The organism is Companilactobacillus furfuricola, from assembly GCF_003946325.1.
Classification (GTDB): domain Bacteria; phylum Bacillota; class Bacilli; order Lactobacillales; family Lactobacillaceae; genus Companilactobacillus; species Companilactobacillus furfuricola.
Genome location: NZ_RHNT01000013.1, coordinates 1 through 21,924, shown reverse-complemented (window position 1 = coordinate 21,924; position 21,924 = coordinate 1). Strand labels below are relative to the sequence as shown.

2 protein-coding genes and 1 rRNA gene are annotated in these 21,924 nt (G+C 36.3%); all 3 read right to left on the bottom strand.

Features of this window, described 5'->3' with window-relative positions:
- Positions 1-3 precede the first annotated feature (3 nt).
- Complete coding sequence (locus tag EKM78_RS05595; protein ID WP_211334337.1) at positions 4-16,410, bottom strand: hypothetical protein; 16,407 nt, start codon at positions 16,408-16,410, stop codon at positions 4-6.
- Positions 16,301-18,916, bottom strand: a complete 2,616-nt coding sequence (locus tag EKM78_RS05590) for a hypothetical protein (RefSeq protein WP_125770223.1) — start codon at positions 18,914-18,916, stop codon at positions 16,301-16,303. Before EKM78_RS05590 ends, EKM78_RS05595 begins: the two co-directional genes overlap by 110 nt.
- Positions 18,917-21,847: 2,931 nt before the next feature.
- Positions 21,848-21,924 (bottom strand): 5S ribosomal RNA (gene rrf / locus EKM78_RS13420); the annotation flags it as partial.

Genomic DNA, 21,924 nt, shown 5'->3' with positions numbered 1-21,924 from the left:
TTTTTACAAAACTAATGGATCGTTATGTACCCAGAATCCAACTGATGGAATTTGACGAATACCGTAACCTGGCTCTGGTACCACGTTACCTGTATCGCCTGGTGTTGTGCCAGTTCCTGGAACTGTTGTACCAGGAATTGTCGAACTTCCACCTAGACCCATCAAACCAACTGGTAAGAGTATCAATCCACCGACGATCATTAATAGTCCTGGAATTATCATGCCTAAGCTGAGTAGTTGCAAGCCCATGTTGAATAATGGGAATGGCAAGCTCAACAAGAACAATGGTAATGTCAAGAGACCGATGACGAATGGTAATACTAGCAAACCAACCAATGGTATTGCGATAGCTAGCTTCAATAGTGCTGGTAAGATCACACCGTTTAGTAACATCAAGCCAAGAGCACTTAACGGACGAACCAACATGTTCAAGACGAATGGTACTAATAATGGTAGTAATGAATTACCTAACCCTAGTAGAGCAACTATAGACAATGTGATTAGATGTGCTAACAAGTTATTCAATAACATCAATGGTGTCAATGCTAAGAATGTCAATACTTTAGCTAATAGTGGCAACCCGAGTACTAATAGAGGTTTGATTAAGATCTTTAGAGGGAGGATTACTAAGTCAAATAAGTCTTTGAGTACTCCTGGTAATGCCAACAATGCAGCTAAGGCGTCGCCTATTAATCTCAATCCTTTGACCAAATTACGCAATACAACGATAGGCAAGATGATCAAGGCTGGAATGCCAGCGAGTGCTAGCACGATGCCAAGGTTGATCAAGATTGGTAATACCGCTTTAGTGATTGGTAACGTGATCAAGGTCTTAAGACCTAAGTTCAATAAGAATAATGGTAATGTTAGTAATCCGGAGATCAATGGCAATGCCAATAATCCGAGGATGTTCAAACCTGTGTGAATGATTGGGAATAATAACAATGCAATCAATACAGGTAGAGCTAATTTAGCCAAATCTTTTAGAACTCTAAGTAATGCGATCGGTGTTCCTACTAATCCAAGTGTCAATGCCAATGGCAACAATACTGGAAGCAATGGCCAGAACAATGGATTCAACATCGTTAAGACTGTTAATAATCCAAGAGCTGGAATTGCTAAGGCAAGTAAGCCGTCAATTGGTAATGCTGACAATGGTCCAAGAATGTCTTTCAAAATATCTGCGAGTTTGAATGGAATCATCATTCTCAAGATATTTCTCAATACATTGATGATTGGTAGTAATGGCCATAGTAATGGGTTGAGTAATGCGAAGAGTTTACCAAGATCTAGAAGTCCAAGTAATAATGGAAGTCCAGCTAATCCGAGTAAGTCTAATGGCAACTTGATCAATCCATTTAGACCACCTAATACTAATGGTATTAAGGCACCTAATAATAATGCTAATGGTAATGCTAATAATGCATTTGCAAGAAGCATCAATGGTAACAATAGCAAGTCAGCTAAGAGCTTGATTGGTAATGTACCAAGTAATGCTAACAATGGAAGAAGTAGTGTCAATGGTAATGGCAATGCTAATAACATTGTTGCAAGTGTTACGAGTGGCAAGATCAATAAGAAGTTGATCAATCCGGCTAATAATGGAAGACCTAACATCAATAGTGGTAAACCGACCAATCTTAGCAAGTCTTTCAAGAGCTTGAATGGTAGAGTTAATAACTCAAGTCCAAGCAATGCCCAGAAGGCAACTCTCCTAATGATATTGAGAAGTGGTAAGTTGAACCACAATGGCATTGTCAATAATGTTAATGCTAATGGGATCAAGTTTCTCAATAGTTTCAAGCCTGCTCTTAATAAGTTCAAGGCTACTAGTCCGAAGAATGTCAATGCTTGTGCAAGTAGTGGCAAGCCAAGGGCTAATAAGTTACCTAATAATACGTTCTTCAACATCTTCAATAGGAAGATCGGTAAGAATGTTAACAAGTCGAACAATGGTAATCCTAGAAGTGCTAATGCATCTTTAACTAAGTTTGCAATTAGGAATGTCAACAATCCTGCTAATGCGCCCCATAGAAGTGGTGCTATTAAGTTTCTTAAGGTATCAAGTAAGAGTGGAAGACCTAATAATTGTGTTAATAACAACAATGGTAGAGCTAACAATCTTACACCAGGGATCAATGTTCCGACCAAGGCCAACAAGTTGAGCAATGGAAGTCCAAGTAATCCTAGGATATCTAATGGTAAGCCACCTAATAGACCTCTGAGGAATGGTACTACTAGTGCTGCTAATGTAGCTGGGATCAAGCTTGTTAATAAGTTCAACAAGACAAGTCCTGGAATTAAGATCAATTTAGCTAATAGTTTAGTTACAACTGTTCTTAATAGTGCGATTGCTGGAACTAAGATCCAGTTAATAGGATTCAAGAATTGTAGTGGTCCAAAGATTGGTAACAATAATAAGTTAGTTAATAATGCTGCTAATAATGGAAGAACTGTATTCTTGATAAGATCTTTCAAGAACTTGATTGGCAATGTCAATAGATTCAATAATGATAATCCGTTGATCAATGCTGGGATCAAGAACAATGCATTCAATAACAAGTTATGGAATGGGATCAATCCTGGTAACAATAGAAGTCCAAGTAGGATAAATCTATTAACAGTCTTGATGAAGTCCTTAAGCAATCTGAATAGATTTGCCAATACGATAACTGGGTTGAGTAACAATCCAATCAATACTGGTAAGAAGTTTGCGACTAATGCTGACAAGCCGTTTGCTAATAAGAATGGTAATAATCCTTTAGCTAATGGGAATGCTAACAATGTCAACAAGCCAAGGTTCAATAAGAACAATGGTAATGTTAAAAGTCCGCTCAACAATGGCAACAAGAGCAAGCTCAAGGCGTCATTTATCAAGTTAACAACTGGTAGTGCTAAGAGTGCACCTAGTAATGCAAGTGGTAAGCCAAGCAATAATGCTTTAGCGATATCACCGATAGTTCTGATCAATGCCAATGGCATTGCGGCTAATAAGTTGAATAAGATCAATGGTAACAAGATCGGAGCCAACAACAACCCTAGTCCTGGTACTAACAATCCTAATCCAGCAATAGCTGTGATCAATGGTAATAAGAACAAGTTCAAGAGATCAAATGGTAAGTTTCCAAGCAGATCTCTGATGACATCTGCTAGTGCCAATGGAAGTAAGAACAAACCTAATGGCCATAGTAATGGTGTCAACAAGTTGAGCAATGGAATGAATGGCAACAATAAGTTGAACAATCCAAGTCCAAGCAACTTAAGAAGATCAAATGGTAACTTGAGCAAGTGTCTGAACAATCCACCCAACAACAATGGTAGAAGTAATCCAGCCAATAATGCTGCAGGTAATCCAAGAAGCTTGTTACCTAAGAGAACTAATGGTAATAACAATAGATCAAGCAAAAGCTTAATTGGCAAAATTGGTAATGCTGCTAACAATGGTAATAACAAGGCCAATAGAGGCATTGATAGTAACATGTTGAGCAATGTGATCAATGGAAGTCCGAGTAAGAATGTTGCTAAGCCTGCTAGTAATGGAGCTGCTAGTAAGAATAGTGGGAATCCTAACAAACTAAGAATATTTCTTAATCCTCTGAGCAATGTTAATAACAATGCTGGTAAGATCAATGCTCTTCTCAATAAGTTGAGTGCTGGAAGTCCAAGCCAAATTGGCATTGTCAATAATGCTAAGGAACCGTTCAACAAGTTCAATCCGAATTTAACTAATCTTCTGAGCAAGTTGAAGATTGCAACTAGTGGTGCTGTTAATAATCCAGCTAACAATGGTAAGCCGAATAATAACAATGGACGTAATACAAATGCTTTATTGAATAACTTCAATAAGAAGATTGGCAATGTTACTAAGAATCCAAGTAATGGTAACAATGCAATATCAAGAATGTTCTTGAGCAAGTTAGCAATTGGATATGTTAGAAGTCCTGCTAATAATCCCCATAGAAGTGGTGCGATCAAGTTTCTCAAGTTATCTAACAATAGTGGCAATAGAAGTAATTGAGTTAGGAGCAATAATGGCAATCCTAATAATCTCAAGCCTGGTGTCAAAGTACCGATCAAGCCAAGAATATTTAGAAGTGGCAATGCAAGTAATCCAAGAAGATCTAGTGGTAATCCACCGAGGATATTTCTCAAGAATCCTAATAATAATCCGTTCAATAATGCTGGAAGCAAGCTCAAGATCTTGTTATTCAAAAGCTTCAATGGCAATAAGATCAATGTAGAAATGATTTGTACTGCGATCGTAGCTAATCCGGCTAACAAGGCCATTCTGAGCCACTTGAATGGGTTCAATAATGAGATCAAGCCCAAGAATGGAATCAATACCAAGAATGTTAATAATTGTGCTAACAATGGTAATGCGAGTTGATTAAAGATATCCAACAACCATTTCAATGGTGTTCTCAATAAGTTGAACAATGCAACCAAGTTCAATAGTAATGGTAGTAAGAACAATGCATCCATCAATAAGTTATGGAATGGTAATAATCCTGGTAATCCTAGTAATAATAGAAGACCTAGATCGATTAATACTCCAAGACCTCTCAAGAATTGATTGAATAAGCCAAACAATTGAAGTGGTAATGCAAGTAATGGAGAACTGATGATTGATACTAATAGTGCGTTGATAATTGGTAATGCTAACTTAATCAATGGGAATGCTAAAGCTGCAAGCAATGTTCCCAGAATCAAGTTTGGAATTGCCAATAATAATAACATTGGTAATTTGATGAACAAGAAGTTCAACAAGTTTAATACGAAGTTATTTAGAATGAGTAATCCGATCGTCTTCAACAAGTTCAATAATGCTGAAATTACGAATGAATTAAACATATCTAACAAGATGAGTGGCAATGCCAACAAGTATGGAAGAAGAAGTGCAAGACTTAAGATCCATAGTGGCAATGTTACTAGCTTGTGTAACAATCCAGGGATCAAGTTCATAACGAAGTTGAAGATGTTCAATCCGAGCAATAGTCCGAATGCTAATAGTCTCAACAAGTTAGGAATCATTTGTCCAAGGAGATTTGAAATCAATGTTGCTGGAATTGCTACTAACAATGAAATACCAAAGTTAAGTAGTCTTCTCAATAATCCAAGTCCGAGTAACAATGGTGCTGCTAACAACAATAGTGGTAGTAACAACAATGGTAGAAGTGGAATTAATGGAAGCAATGGTAGCAATGCCAAGAACAAGTTCAAGATTGGTAACAACAATAGACTGAGTAAGAATGGTACAAAGGCCATTGCAATCAATGTGTTAGCCAAGACCATCATACCTAAAGCAATGCTTAGGACTAATGGAATAAGTGGTAATAGCAATGGTAACAAGAATCCTAAGATTGGTGTTAACAATGAAATACCGAACATATTAGCAACGAATAATGGCCATATAGTCATCATTACGAAGACAAATCCAAATGCTGAAATTAATCCAGACAACCAGAATGCAATTGGCATGTATGTCCAATCAAAGATCAATTGAACGATCCAACCAATGACTGGGACAAGTCCCATCCATTGAAGCATCATGAAGATTGGATTTGCAAAGATCAAGAATACTGCGAATGCTAATAAGTTATTTGTTAGAGGTACCCACAATGCTGCGAACATGAAGATTCCAGCAAGGAATGAACCAATGGAGACAAGTCCTATTGCTAATTGTGCTAACAAGATAGGAAGAATCATCAATGGATGTGTCAAACCTGCAGCAATCAAACCTACTCCAAGCAATAATGCAACAATTGGTAAGTTGAATAAAATGATAGCTAAATCAATTGCCATGAATGCCGTGAAGTGAGTAACAATAAATGTTACGGCCCATGTTGCGTAAACATCAACTGATAACCAGAGAACGAATACGTTTGGTACGTTAATACCTACTGTAGCAAGAGCATTAATGAATACAACTAAGAATGCAATTACGATAATTACGATTCCAACTAAGATAAGAAGTGGAATTGATAAGATCAATGCTGGTAATACAAAGGCAACATTGAAGAAGATGAATCCTAATAACCATTTAGCAGCTGTAAGAGCAGCGAATGCAACTAATGAAGCTACAAAGTTGAAGCCAAATGGTAGAATCAATGATCCAAATCTCAATAAGTTGATCATACCCAATGCGAACAAGGATGTAATTATTGGAGCTGCAATTCCGAATAAGCTAATTCCAATAAACAACCAGTTAATTGGGTTAAGCCAATTTGTAAACATGCCGATGAATGACAAGATCATTGCTGGAACAGTAAAGATCCTGAACATCCAGAACAATACTGGGTTTTGGAAAGCTGTGTAGAATAACTCAATAAAGGCTATGAAGTCAGCAATTGGGTTAATCATGAAGTACGTGAATATTGGTGCAAAGAACCAGAACATCATCAAGGCTCCAGCGATACCAATAATCAATGTCAATAATGCAATTGGAATACCTAGTAATAATATTGGTAAGTTGATCAATCCTAAGAGGATCAATGAACCAATGATTGCTACTGGTAATAGTAGTAATAATACTGGTGCAACTGCAAGTAACAACATCATGCCTGGGATTACAGAGAATGCCAAGGTTACGAAGATGTGTACAAACAATGCAAAGTTATTATCAGTAATTAGAGCTGTGCCCCAAAGTCCTGCTAACATCCAAATCAAGTCAACGATGATCTGAACGATCCAGCCGATAACTGGTACTAGGCCGGCCATATGAAGCATGTACCATACAGGGTTAGCTAATAAGAAGTAAATAATGAATGAATCTAATCCAAATGTTAATGGTAACCAAACATCGGCTAGCATGAACAATCCTAAGAAGAACAATGCTACTGAAGAAAGTCCAAGAATACCAAACAAGTTTGCGGCAATGAGTCCTGCAATAGGATTCAACAATGTACTCATGATCAAACCTATTTGCAAGTTAGCAACGATAGGAACAATTGCTAAGATGGATACTGCTGTATCAACAGCCAACATCAATGGAATTACTGTCAATGCTAGAACAACAGCGCCAATACTAAAGAATGGAACCATGATCCACATTGAGAAGATGTTAGGAACGTTAATACCTAAGTTAGCAAAGGAATTCAAGAATACTAAAATTACACCGGCTAATAAGCAAAGCCATACATAAGCGATCATTGGCAATGTGACGATGAATGTATTCAAGAGATACAAGCCAACAAGTCCGACCATCAACCATTTAGCAATCGTTAATGGAAGTAATCCAAGGAATCCTGCTGGTGCGCCGATGATTGTAAAGATACCAATCAAATCGAGAAGTCTTAGTCCATCAATAGCAAGTAAGACACCAAGATCAACAATAGGAATTGCAAGGATGGTAAATATTGCTAAGGCATGGAATAAGAGATTTAGTGGATTCAACCAGTTGATCAACATTCCCATGAATGAACCAATTGTTAATGGGATCGTTTGCCAGCTGAAGATGATGTAGAACAATGGTTGCTCTGCTGCTGTAAATACCATAATGATAAATGTTACAAGATCAGCAATTGGGTTAACCATTAATTGTAAGACAACTGGTGCTAAGAACCAGATGATTGTTGCGGCTGAGAATACTCCGAACAACAAGACTGGGATAGCGATCAATAAGTTGAACAATAGAACTGGTAAGTTGATCGATGCCATCAAGATCAATGATCCGATGATTGCAACTGGCAATACTAACAAGGCAACTGGAAGAATTGGTAAGAGCATCATAATTCCAGGAATTGTAGCAAATGCTAGTGGTACAAAGAGATGTACAAAGATTGCAAAGAAGTTATCAGTTACAAGTGCTGTACCCCAGAGACCGATCAACATCCAAGCAATATCAACAATGATTTGAACGATCCAGCCAATAACTGGGATCAATCCGATCATGTGTGCTGAATATAGAAGTGGTCCACCTAAAATGAAGTAGAGCAAGAATGGAATAATGTTAAACGTTACAGGTAACCATGTATCTGCTAACATGAAGAATCCTAGAGCAAACATAATCAATGATGTTAAGCCAAGAATTCCGAATACATTAACAGCTAATAATCCTGCGAGTGGATTTGCTAATGTTGCAAGGATCAAACCTAATTGTAATGATCCTACAATAGGAGCAATTGCTAATAATGTGATCAAAAGATCAGCAGTTAGCATAATTGGGATAGTTGTCAAGGCGATAAGAATTGCACCGATCGTGAACAATGGAACCATGACCCAAATACTGAAGATATTTGGAACGTTGATACCTAATGTTGCGAATGCGGAAATAAATACAACGATAAAGCCAAGAACTAAGCAAAGCCATACGTAAGCGATCACTGGTAATGTAACAATAAATGTGTTGAGGAAGTATAGACCAACAAGACCGATCATTAACCATTTAGCAATAGTTAAGATAAGGAATGCTGGGAATCCTGCGAACAAGTTAATTGTTAACAATGATGCGAATCTCAAGATATCAAGAGTTAATACTCCTAATAATGCTAAGACTGGGATTCCTAATAACGTAAATGCATTAAGTGCGTGAAACAACCAATTCAATGGATTGAACCAGTTTACAAATGTTCCGGTAAATGTAAAGAACATTAATGGAACTGTAAGAATTCTAAATACATAGAAGAAGATTGAATTCTCGATAGCCCAGAATAGTAGAAGTTGGAAAGCAACGAAATCTGCAATTGGGTTTACGGCTAGTTGCAACAATAATGGTGCTAAGAACCAGATCAATGTTCCAACTGAGAATATACCGTAGAGAATTACTGGTAATGCTAATACTAAGTTGAATAAGAAGATTGGTAAGTTGATCAAGGCTAACAAGATCAATGAACCGATAATTCCAACTGGTAGTACTAACAAGATTACTGGAAGTACAGCGAGTAACAACATCATTACTGGAATAGCAGCGAATGCTAATGTAACGAATATATGCATGAATAATGCAAAGTTATTATCTGTAATTAAGGCTGTGCCCCATAGGCCAATCAACATCCAAAGGATATCAACGATCAATTGAACTACCCAACCAATTACTGGAACTAAGCCAGCAAATTGAAGGAGCATCCATAATGGGTTACCCATTACGAAGTAAAGTAAGAATGAGTTGATTCCGAATGTGAATGGAAGCCATACATGTGCAAGCATGAACAACGAAGCTATAAATAGAACAACAGCTGTGAGTCCAAGGATTGCAAAGATATTTTGTGCAATGATCGTAATCAATGGATTTGCAAGTAAGTCTAATAATAGACCAAGTTGTAAGTTACCAACGATTGGAACTAATGCAACTAAAACATCAAATAGATCAAGTGCAAGCATGATTGGAATTGTAGTTAATGCAATCAGGATAGCAAAGATAACGAAGAATGGAACCATTACCCAAATTGCGAAGATTGCTGGAACATTAATACCTAATGTAGCAAAGGCAATAACGAACATGCTTAGAACACCGATGACAACTACTAACCAAACGTAAGCGATCATTGGCAATGTAACAACGAATGTGTTCAAGAAGAACAATACGCCTAAGCCGATCATTAACCATTTAGCAATAGTCAATACGATGAATGCTGGGAATCCAGCGAATAAATTAATTGTTAATAATGAAGCAAATCTTAGAATATTTAATGTTAATAATGCTAAGGCTACAACAACTGGGATACCAAGAATTGGTAAGGCAGCTAAAGCCTTAAAGATGTAATTCAATGGATTTAACCAATTGAGGAACATACCAACGAATGAGAATAGCATCAATGGTACTGTGATGAATTGGAAGCCCCACCAGAATAAGATAGGTTGTTCGAACATCATCCAAAGTAACAATGTAAATGTTACAAAGTCAGCAATTGGGTTAACCAAAATTTGTAAGAAGATTGGTGCAAAGAACCAAAGCATTGTAGCTGTTGCTAAGACACCGAAGATAACGGCTGGGATAACAACGACTAATGATAATAATGCTACTCCACCAAATAGTAGGCCAAGCAAGAGCAATGATTGAATCAATGCTAATGGCAATACTAGAAGGAGAACTGGTAATGCACCTAGCAATAACATAATTCCTGTTACTGCTGAGAATGCTAATGGAATAAAGATGTGAACAAATAATGCAAAGGTATTATCTGTTACAAGGGCTGTGCCCCATAGACCAATTAACATCCAAAGGATATCGACGATCAATTGAACGATCCAACCGATTACTGGGACAAGTCCAGCAAAGTTAAGTGTCATCCAAAGTGGACTACCCATGATGAAGTATAGAAGGAATGAAAGTGGACTAAATGTAACTGGTAGCCAGATCCAACCTAACATGAACAATCCTGCAAGAAGTAGAACGATCGATGTTACTCCAAGAGTAGCTAACAAGTTAATCCCGATAAGAGCTGCAAGTGGATTTGCAAGAGCAGCCATTAACAAACCAAATTGTAAGTTACCAACGATGAATGGGATTTTAAGCAATGTCATAATGACATCCAATGTCAATCCGATAACCATTGTGAATAGTGCTAATAAGATAGCGCCGGTAGTGAATAATGGAACCATGACCCAAATTTCAAAAATAGAAATTGGGTTAATACCAAGTGTTACAACAACTGTGGCAATCATAACTACAGCTGCGATTACCAAGACGATCCATACATAAGCGATCATTGGTAATGTAACGATAAATGTATTTAAGATGTACAACAAGTTAAGGTTGAACAATCCAAGTTGAGCAAGACCCAATGTTAGGAATGCGAGCCAACCTGCTGCAAAGTTGATTGTTAATAATGATGACCATTTAATCAATGAAAGGACTAAGAAATCTGCGATCAATGTTAATGGTAAGCCGATCAAAGCACCGATTCCGATAATGTGGAATAGTAAGTTAAGTGGGTTCAACCAGTTAACGAACATACCGATGAATGAAAGGATAAATGCAGGTGTGTTGATGAATCCGAAGAACCAGAACAATACTGGTTGTTCAAACATCATCCATGTTAATAGGATAAATGCTACAAAGTCAGCAATTGGGTTAACAGCTAATTGCAACAAGATCGGTGCAAAGAACCAAACCAAGATAGCTGATGAGAGAATTCCAAAGATTACGAATGGAATAAATAGTAACAATCCTATTAAGATCAATGGTAAGAATAGTGGCAATAAGATTGGTGCTAGTGCCAACATAGCTAAACCAATGATAGGTAAGAATAATAGTGCCAAGATTATTGCTGGAATAACAATTGCTAAGAATGATAGTACCAATAATGCAAGTGCACCTAAGACCAATAGAATTGGTGAGAGCAAGAACAATAATGGAATACCTAATAATGATAAGTCAGCAATTACATTGAACAATAATTGTGTTAATAAGCTGGCAAGTAAGCCTTGTAACAATGATTGGATAACATTATTGATAACGCCCAAGATTGTTAATGGTAATGCCAACAATGCTAACAATCCTAGTGGGATCGTTAATAAGTTCAAACCAGGAATTAATGCGGTTAATAATCCGACAAGAATTAATGGTAAGAGAACTAATAGTTGGATGAATAAGAATACTGGTAATCCGTTAAAGAATAATGTGATCAATCCTTTAAGCAAGCCACCGAGTAATGCTGGCAATAAGCTTAACAAGAAGTTGATAACTCCAGCAATCAAACCTTCGATGAGTAATGCTGGGATCAATAACAATAATCCAATAAGTGCACCGATCAATAAGTCTGGTAAGTGTTCAAGGAGAACTGTTCCGATCAATGCGATCAAACCAGGGATCCATGAGAACAAACCGAATAATAACATATTGAAGAATGGTAGGATCACGAATAATAATCCATCAAGAATTTGGTGAAGCAAGTTGTGAAGTAATCTCAATGTTACTAAGAACTTGAGAATTCTTCTCAAGAGGTTCAATAGAGGTAAGCCAAGTGTTAATGGTGAAAGCAATAATGTTGCTCCCAATGTTAACAACTCTGCTAGTAGCTCTAGTCCCCTTCTGATCAAATTGAATGCTACTAAGGCTAAGTTTGTTAATAAGGCTGCTAATAATGGTAAGCCGAATAACAACAATGGTCTTAAGATAAAGGCATTCAATGCTAAGTTAAATAGGAACAATGGTAATGCTAATAGTAATTGTAATGGCAACCAGAGAAGTAGATCCAACAAGTCTTTAGCTAAGTTAAATGCTAAGTATGTAAGGATCGTACCTAAGACTGTCCATACAAGTTGTTTCAATAAATTGTTTAAGATTCCAAGTGTTACTAATGGTAATCCTAGAAGCAATGCTAACAATCCTAGTGGAACTGTTAACAAGTTGAGTCCTGGAATCAAGGCTGTCAATAATCCATTAAGGATCAATGGTAGCAATAATCCAAGTGCTAATAGTAAGAATGGTAGTCCACCGAACAATGCTCTGAGTAGTCCTACAAGTACTCCTGCTAATACAGCTGGGATCAAACTTGTGATCAAGTTCTTAATAAGGATAAATGGAATAGCTAACAAACCTAATAATAGTTTTGTTAAGAATGTTCCAATAGCTGATAGGATTCCGAGATTCAACCATCTGAGTGGGTTCAAGAATGTGATGACACCCAATAGAGGTAATAACAATAAGAATGATAAGCCTGCGACTAGTAATGGTAATAAGAAGTCGTTGATAAGATCTTTCAAGATCTTGAGTGGCAATAATAATAATTTAATTCCGTTTAATAGAAGACTTGCTAAGCCAACAATGTTTAAGATGGCTAAGTTCAAGTTCAAGAATGGGATCAATCCTGGCAATGCAAGTAAGATCAAGGCGATCAATGGGAATGCTAAGCCTAATAGACCTAGTGCCAAGACACCTAATAATCCAAGTGCACCAAGCAATAATGCTAGTGGTAAACCAACTGCGAGGATCAAACCGATTCCGGCAAGAAGCAATGGCAATACTACTAAGTTGTTGAAGGCTTTAAGTAGTAGAGCTGGAATTCCGATCAAGGCAAACAATGCGATTGTATTGATGATAACTAATGGCAATGTCAACAATGTCATTACGATATCTGAAAGGATTCCGGCACCAATTGCTAATAAGACTGATGTTAATGGTCTAATGAACAACCAGTATGGAATTGAGAGTAACAATCCACCTAGTGTTAATAAGTTCAATAGACCGGCTAACAATTTGAGTGGAAGCAAGATCAAGAAATTGATACCTGCTAGTCCGGCTCTAAGTAAGTGAAGCAAGAATAGAACTGGGCCGACGACAGGAACTAATAATGAAATAGGAGCTAATAACAAGTTGGTTACAGCAGCTACAACAGAAATAGCTTTTGCGACTCCAAGTACTAAGTTAGTCAATCCAATGATGAATTGAAGTACTAATCTAGCACCTAATCTGAACAATCCTACAAAGAATCTGATCAAGTGTACGACTGCTCTGATTGTCCATTTAACAACTGTGTTGATGATAAGTTGACTTACTAGTGGAAGTAATAGTAATCCAAGTAATAATGCACCAACTAATAAGTTGTTGAATAATGTTGTGATCAACCATGCGTTGAAGCCAAGGAATAAGTTCAATGCTGCTAATAAGAAGAAGTTCAATACGGCGGCACCGATCAAGATTGGCAATGCACCGAGGATCAATAGTGTGATAGCACCAAGTAATAGTAACTTAGCACCTAGCTTCAACAATTTGTTGAATAAGTGCAAAGCTAACATGCCGATGAATGTCAATAAATTAACGATCAATGATGCACCAAGTGTAGCTAGCAATGAAAGAACAAATGGAATAGCCATGTTCAATAACTTCATACCCAAGAAGTTAATGGTTGTTAATGGTAACAGAAGCAAGAATGCTGGGATACCTACTAACAATGGCAATGCCAAGATTGCTCCAATTTCAACGATAGCTCTGATGATGTCGAAGACATCTTTCAATAATCTCAATGGAAGACTTACAAGAGCAACGAAGCCTAATGCTAATCTTCTCAATAAGTTAAGTGCTGGAAGGATCGTCCATAGAGGCAATGTTAGAAGTGTTGCACCGATGTTAAATAGATCTAAGGCAACATATGCAAAGCCTTTAATGAATGTTAATCCCCATAGCAAAGCTTTTGTAACTAATTGTGCTAACAATGGTAATCCAAGCCATAATGCAGGGAAAATACCAAATTGTGTAGTTAATAATTTTGTTAAGAAAATAAGTGGTGTTAATAAGTTAATAACTAATGGAACACCAACTAATGCTAATAAGTCTTTCAATACGTTTGATGCTAAGTATGTTAATACGAATGAAAGAACTCTTAATATAGCTTTTCCAAGTAAGTTGTTCAATAGTCCAAGAAGTGCAAGTGGAAGGCCTAAGAATAATGCTACTAAGGCTGCTGGCACTGTGAACAAGTTCAATCCAGGGATCAATGCTGTCAATAATCCATTAAGGATGATTGGTAGTAAGAACAATGGTGCAAGTAGTAAGAATGGTAGTCCACCGAAGAGTGCACGTAACAAACCAACTACAAACGCAGCAATTGCTGCTGGAATCAAACTAAGCAAACCATTTACTAAGAAAATAATTGGTAATGAAATTAGTTTAAGTGCTAATTTTGTTAGGAATGTTCCGATGATTGAAATCAATGGCAAATTGATCCATGTTAATGGGTTCAAGAATGCTAGTGGTCCAAAGATTGGTGCAAGTAGCAACATCCCTGTTAACCATACTAAGAATGGAACTACTAAGTTGATGATCGAATCGATCAACATCATTAATGGCAATCCAATAAATAAGTTAAGTACTGATAGAAGTAATGTAACTAATGGTGCCAAGAAGATAGTATCCATAATCAAGTTAAAGAATGGAATGAAGCTTGGTAATGCTAATAAGAATAAGGCAACTAGTGGCAATCTGAATGAAAGTAATACTAATCCAAGTAATGCTACTAAGTTCAATGCAGCTAATGCCAACAAGAATGGCAATGCTAAGGCATTGAGTAAGCCTAATCCTGCTAATACTAATGGTTCTACTAAGAATGTACCTAATAAGTTCAATAGTAATAGTGGTAATCCGATCAAGTTGAACAATGTCAATTGATTGAATAGTACTAATGGCAATGTAATTAATGGCATCAAGATATCTGATAATAATCCTGCACCGAGAGCCAAAGCAATTGAGATCAATGGTCTGATAAATAGATATACAGGAATGGCTAATAAGTTAAGGCCAAGAACTACTAAGTTTAAGAATCCTAACAATAGTTTAATTGGTGTTAAGATCAATGAATTTGCGATTGATAATAATGAGATTAGTAATGGTAATAAAGCGAGGACCGGTCCAACAACTGGAATGAGTGCTGTTAAGGCAGCTGCGATTCCACTGACGACAGCGATGATTACGGAAGCTGCTTTAGCTATTCCAGCGATTGCGTTCAATAGACCTAAGACGAATGAAAGAACTAATCTTGCACCGACTTTGAATAGACCTACGAAGAATCTAAAGATGTGGATCAATGCTCTGATACTCCATTTAACTAGAGTATTGATTGCGAATTGTCCAAGCAATGGTAATGAGAACAATGCAATACCTAAACCGGCTAACATCAAGCTCTTAGCTAATGTAAGTAGACCCCAAAGTAGTAAGCCACCTACTGCGTTTGCTACTAGCAAGATGAAGAAGTTAAGGATTTGTGCTGCAACGATCAATACTGGTAAACCAACTAAGATCGTAGTTGCAACAGCTAATCTAATTAATAATTGGAAACCATTCTTGAGTAAGTCTTTAATTAGTTTCAAACCTAATAATGTCAAGAATGTTAAGCCACCAACGAGGTTGCTTAGGAATAATGAAGTTATGAATCCTAATAACATTGGAATTGAAATGTTAAATAGTGTTAAACCAATTGTATTCAGCAATGCTAGTGGTGCTAAGGCTAAGAAAGTCAAACCTTTAGCGAGCATTGGAATAGCAAATGAATTGAAGAGTCCTAATCCTAATTTGAAGAGATCGAATAATCCCTTGATTAAAGCGATTGGTAGACCAATGAATGATAAGGCTAAGGCCAAATCAATAGCTCCATTGATCAAAGCTTTTGCAAGTGTAGCAAATAATAACGTGTTGAATACTGTTAATTGAACTAAACGACTGATTACGTGAACAATTACAAAGTTCAATACTACGGGTGCAATAAAATCAAATAATGCTAATGGAATCGAACCAATAAGTGTATTGATCAATCCAAGTGTTACACCAGCAATCGTATTAAAGATAGTAATTGGAGCAGTTAGAACAATTGAAGCTAACTTGCTTACTACAAATGTATTCAATAGATCGATTGGTGCAAAGGCCAATTTAAGACCTAATGTAAGTGGTAATCCTAAAGTAATTGCAGGAATTCCAAGAGTAATTGCTGGAATCAATGCCAATGCTGGAAGGATAACGTTGTGCCAATGCAAGTGCAATTGGTGCAGTAGCTAAAACTGCCCCAGTAGCGATTGGTGCAAGAGCCAAACCACCTAATAATAGAGGTAGACCAATAACTGGTAATAGACCACCTAATAGTAATGGTGCCATACCTAATCCACCAGCAGCTGGTGCGGCTGTAGCTGCAGTTGCAGCAACAGTTGTTGCGGCGTTACCTTGTCCATTTTGTTGTGATGTATAGTCTTGATAGACTTTTGAATTCTTTAAAATATCGTTATTAACGATTGGATCAAATTGACCTTTAGTCATATTTTGGCCTAATGAAACAATAACGTTAGGGAATTGTTTTTCGTACTTGTTACCGTTTGGAATTACTCTACCGTCAATTGTGTAGTAGATTTGTCTTCCATCGGTGCCGTTCAAGACGTAGTTGTAAAGTTGTCCAACTTTATCGTCTTTAGCAGTCTTAGATGATGCATCATTCCAAATATATGGAACTGATTTGAGCATTTCTGCTTTTTCATCATCTGAAGCCCAAGGTGTCATCTTGTTGTAAGTATCTTGTTTGATACTGTTGTAGACAGCTTGGCTTTCTTGGCTGTCAGCATCGGCCTTTGTTTTCGATGTTGAGCCATTTTGGGCGTTTTCCTTGGCTTTATTCAAAAGCATATTAGGATCGACCTTGGCTACATTTGGTAGCTCTGTAATGGCCGCACCGTTATCAGGCTTGTCTAGACTGATCTTAGTGTGGTTCAAGACAGTGTTAACAGCATCACTTGTACTTGCGCTGTTTTCACTATTAGGACCAGTATACTTGCCGTCTAGATAGTCTTGATAGATTTGCGAATTCTTCAAGGCATCAATGTCGACAGCTTCATCAAGAGCACCGGGTTCGATATCTTTACCCATGGCTCTCAATAGCTTAGGCATTTGCTGTTGAAGCGGATCCGAGCTATCAGGTTGAGCCGTACCATCGATTGTGACAGCAAGGTCTCTACCTGTAGATAGTGTGGAATGAAAATTCCATACTTGGCCTTCTGTGTCGCTGTCGGTGTCATTAATACCGATATAGTGCCAGATTGAAGGCAAGTCCTTGGTAATCTCATACACTTCTTCTTGAGTTGCACCTTGGGCTTTTTGTTGTACATGTTGATAGATAGCTTCATATTGTGAGTTATCTTCGTATGTATCTTCATTGTTCTGAACTTGATTGTTATCTAAATCTTGATCAGATGTTAGGTAATTATCCAAAGTTGTTTTTGGAGATACATAACCTTGGTTGGCAATTTCTGTATAACCAGAATTGTCGCTAGCTTGTGTTGAGCTAGTTGTTGAAGTGATCTGTTGAGGCTCAAACGTAGTTGCTTGATTCTGTGCTACAGGTTGAGTCGTTGTTGTTTGTTGTGTTGGTTGAGCAACTGCAGTTGTTTGTGCTTGTACATGTGCTGTTTGTGTCTCAGTAGCTGTATCGGCAACTGGAGTTGTCTGTTGAGATGTTTCTTGAGTAGCAGCATTTGATTGAGTTTGTATCGTTGCTGCAGTTGTAGCATTTGTATTTTGTGTTGCAGCAGTTTCTGTACTGCTTGATGTTTGTGTTTCTGGTGAAGCAACATTTGATGATGTTGCTTGTGATTCATTTTGTGCAGGATCAGCAGTTGCAGTTCCTGTTACTTGAATTGTTGTTCTGCTGTTAACTGCTTCTTCAGCTTGTGAGAATGATGGAGAAATTTGTTGGCCATCAGTTGTTTGATTGGCTTGTTGTTGTGTAGTTCCATCATTTTGTGCTGTTTGATTTTGTTGTACTTGTTGTGTTTGTTGTTGCTGTGTTGCTTGCTGCTGGTTCGTCTGTCCATTTGATGTTGTCGCCTGTGACTCGCCATCGTTTGATGAAGCTGATTGTGTTGATTCTTGTTGTTGATTATTTGAAGCTTGTTGATTGTTATTTTGATTAACAACCTTTTGTGGTTGATTTGTTTGTTGTTTTTGAGGAGCTCTATATTGTGAGTTGATATTATTATTATCAATCTTAATATCTTTTCCGGCGAAGGAGGCTGTTGCTTTGGTGTGAGCTTTTACATTCTTAGTAGCAATTGCGAAAACTTCTTGGTAGTTGCCTGATGTGGCATCTTTCTTGAAGTTAACGACTAGGTCATTGCCCTTTTTACTAATCTTGTAAAGACTGTTGTTATCTTTAGCAGCTAGTTGCTTGATCTTATTGGTATCAACGTTCTTCTTACTGAACTTGATATCAAGTTGATCACCCTTCTTAATTACGTCATCTGACGAAGCCGAGATATTCATGCGCATAATAGGAACCCCCTTCTTCTCGGTCATTGAAAGACCAACTATCTTATTTGGATTTCTAGTAGAAGTCTTTAAGGGAACGCTAGGATCAACGTTCTCATACTTTCCTACGTTGTTATATATCGCAGCTTCCGCGACTTCTACAGTTGAATAAGCAACTATTGGTAGAACGATAATAATTGCTGAAACCCATGTGATAATTTTCTTTACGAGTGAACCTTCGCCAAATAATGTACTCATAATATAAATCTCCCCGTTATTTGTTTGCCATCACTTATCAGAATATAAATGGTTTATTCGCTGATAAATTTAGGCTACACGAAGATATTAATATATAACTTTATTTATATCAAGGCTTATTTGTCATTTTATTGCATTTTTTTGATTTAGTTTCAAAGTTATAAAGTGTATGAATTATAGTGATCACTTACACTCGAAACACGAAATCCCTTGGCAACAATGGTTTGAGGACTTTATGTAAATATGTCATATTATAGATATAAATATCTGTTATATCATTAAATAATCATAATATTGTATTTTTTTAAACCAATTGCATAATTGACAAAATAATGTTCAAAAATATAGTATTTGCTACTTCCACAAAATCAAACGGATTTTAAAGACCCGTTCATACTAAAAACGAGTAATTGTCCGAACACGGACGATAACAAAGCTTAAAATTTATCTCACTGGTAGTCAAAATACGCAACGATTGCTCATTGTACCGCGATTATCACTCGCAAAAGAATATATGATTTTTGTCCATTTTTTTGTAGATTTACTTAATTATGACCGTGTATTGGTAAAAATTAAAAATTTGCTGAGTACTGACAGGAGCATCAAGTCATGTTTTAGATATTAGAGTGTATAAGTCAATTACCATGCAATTACTGATTGCGAATTAAGCAAGCAATAACAAACATGAGATTGAATACGTAAGTCAAAAACATTATCGGATGGTGAAACAATATATGAATGATAAGTCGTATCAATGTAGATGTGTATTATGAATGTCCTCATGGATCAAATAGTCGTTACCCGCAGATAAATATATATCGAAGTGATTGAATCAATCTATAACAAAACTACTGCTGAATATTTTATATAATCAATGACTGCTTAATTTAGTAATGCTGGATGATCACTGGGCTAATACGTAATAATTAAGATATTTAGTTATTGAATTTTTAGATGAGAAGGTTTCCAAATTGATAATAGCAGAGGATTATATTAGAAAAAACTTTGAAATCAAAAAACTACAAAGTAGAAGAAAATAATACGTTACAGCTAAGTATGAAATACATCATTCGGCATAGTAGTAAAAAGCACCTGTATTCGAAAATTTGCATTTAGTAAACGCCTTTAAGTTATTATCAAAATCACTAGAAACCGATACAAAGCTTGTATTGATATTTAGTTACAAAATAATCCCGTATCAGCAAAAGATTCAGTCAATCACCTTAAATTAAATGAGAAAAATATGATGGAAATCAATTTCATATTTCTTAGGATAAGCACCAACGTGATGTTATTGATATGATTTACTAAATATTGCTGTGAATCGGCATAAACTCTAGCTTACTGATTGTGCGTAAAAATAGCATGTCTTATCACCCATAGCGGTGATAACTAACACCATTTAAAAATTATAAAGCACTTCCTCTAAGTATTGTAAAACAATTAAGTTGTACATTAGATGGATTATCTCATTAGCGTATGTTCTTAATAGTCATTAAAATAGCATAATAAGCAAATAAAGGACACATTCCCTATAGCAATTATTAATGTGTCCTTTATATATGATCGTGTTCCTCAGTAAGATAAGAGAATATATGTAGTATGTACAAATAAGTATACTTTGATCAATGAAGATAGTAAGACATTTATCCATGCAAAAACTGGAATGGCTATTTCATTTTAGAAATTCATATTGAACAAATGAAATAGTAAATATCAAATCTCATGTTTTTTACAATAAACCATATTCCACAATAAAAAAGCGAATGGTCAATCAATTGGATGGAAACATCAACGTGAACATAAATTGAAACAACGTCACGATAAATTCAATGAAGAGAAAATTCTCAAGAGAATTATTATTACTTGTTATATAAGCCCAGAGATTTATTTACGTAGTTGTCGAGGGGATTCTGATATAAAAATTCAAAAAGATTTACTGCAATATTTCCCGGGAAATATATTATTGATGTTACACCATTTTATTTCTGTTCTATATCTAATTTTTTGATTTTGACAAAATAGAATTCATTAACTGCACAATGATTGTAATTCATCTAAACGAGCTCAATCTTGAATAAATTTTCTCATCACAATTCTTCCGATGATTAGTTTTATCTTTTAATTATTTCTAATGATTAATCCTTTTTGATTTGGCTCTTATTTCTTCAGCTATTGATTATATTTTTCATTTTGTACGAACGTACATTCGAGCTGAGATGTTAATTCTAAGGTCTCGTTCGATGAGGTTTATTATCAGTTATTCGAATGCGTCGTTTGTCTGTTTTGTGATAAATATCCATATTTGAATTTTTTATTCATCTAATTTCTAACGTTTTCGTTATTGATATGCTCTTGACTTATTTTGATCTATAAATCATTATCTGGATACTTTCCATCTTGCATTTCTTTGATCTCTCCCTTTAATTTATTAGCAGAGATAAACTAGTATGAGACTTGAGATCTCTTTGTAAATTCATACTAATTTTTTCTATCACTACATGTGATTGTCCTATAACTTTTCTTCCTATTATATGTCGCATTCTACATCCAGTTAATGTCATCCGTGCGATTTTCCTTATTGTCTGTCTTGTTGTATCTAATCATTTGGATACTGTATAAACTCATACGTCCTTGTATCAGCTCGAAATATTACTTGAACATCTGGATTGATTTGTATAACTTCCTTTCCTTATCGTTTCTTAATTTTTGGTTTGGACTTACTATTCAGATGATCATTGTTCATATTTCACAGTGCTAACTAGGTTCCGATCAATGGTACTAGCTGACCTTGCATTCAATTATTTCCGGATTTTGTATATACTCCAATAGAACTTCAACAGATGATCATCATATTGAAAGAGTTGGCAGCGAACAAAAAGAACGCAAAAAAAGAGCAATGAGATTATCTCTCATTGCTCTATTACCATTGCGTGGCAACTACCTATCCTCGCGGGTAGTTTCCCACCAACTACTTTCGGCGTTAAGAAGCTTAACTTCTGTGTTCG

What these genes read in the sequence shown, in the direction of transcription:
- EKM78_RS05590 (WP_125770223.1), bottom strand. Translation starts at nt 18,916, where the DNA reads ATGAGTACATTATTTGGCGAAGGTTCACTCGTAAAGAAAATTATCACA.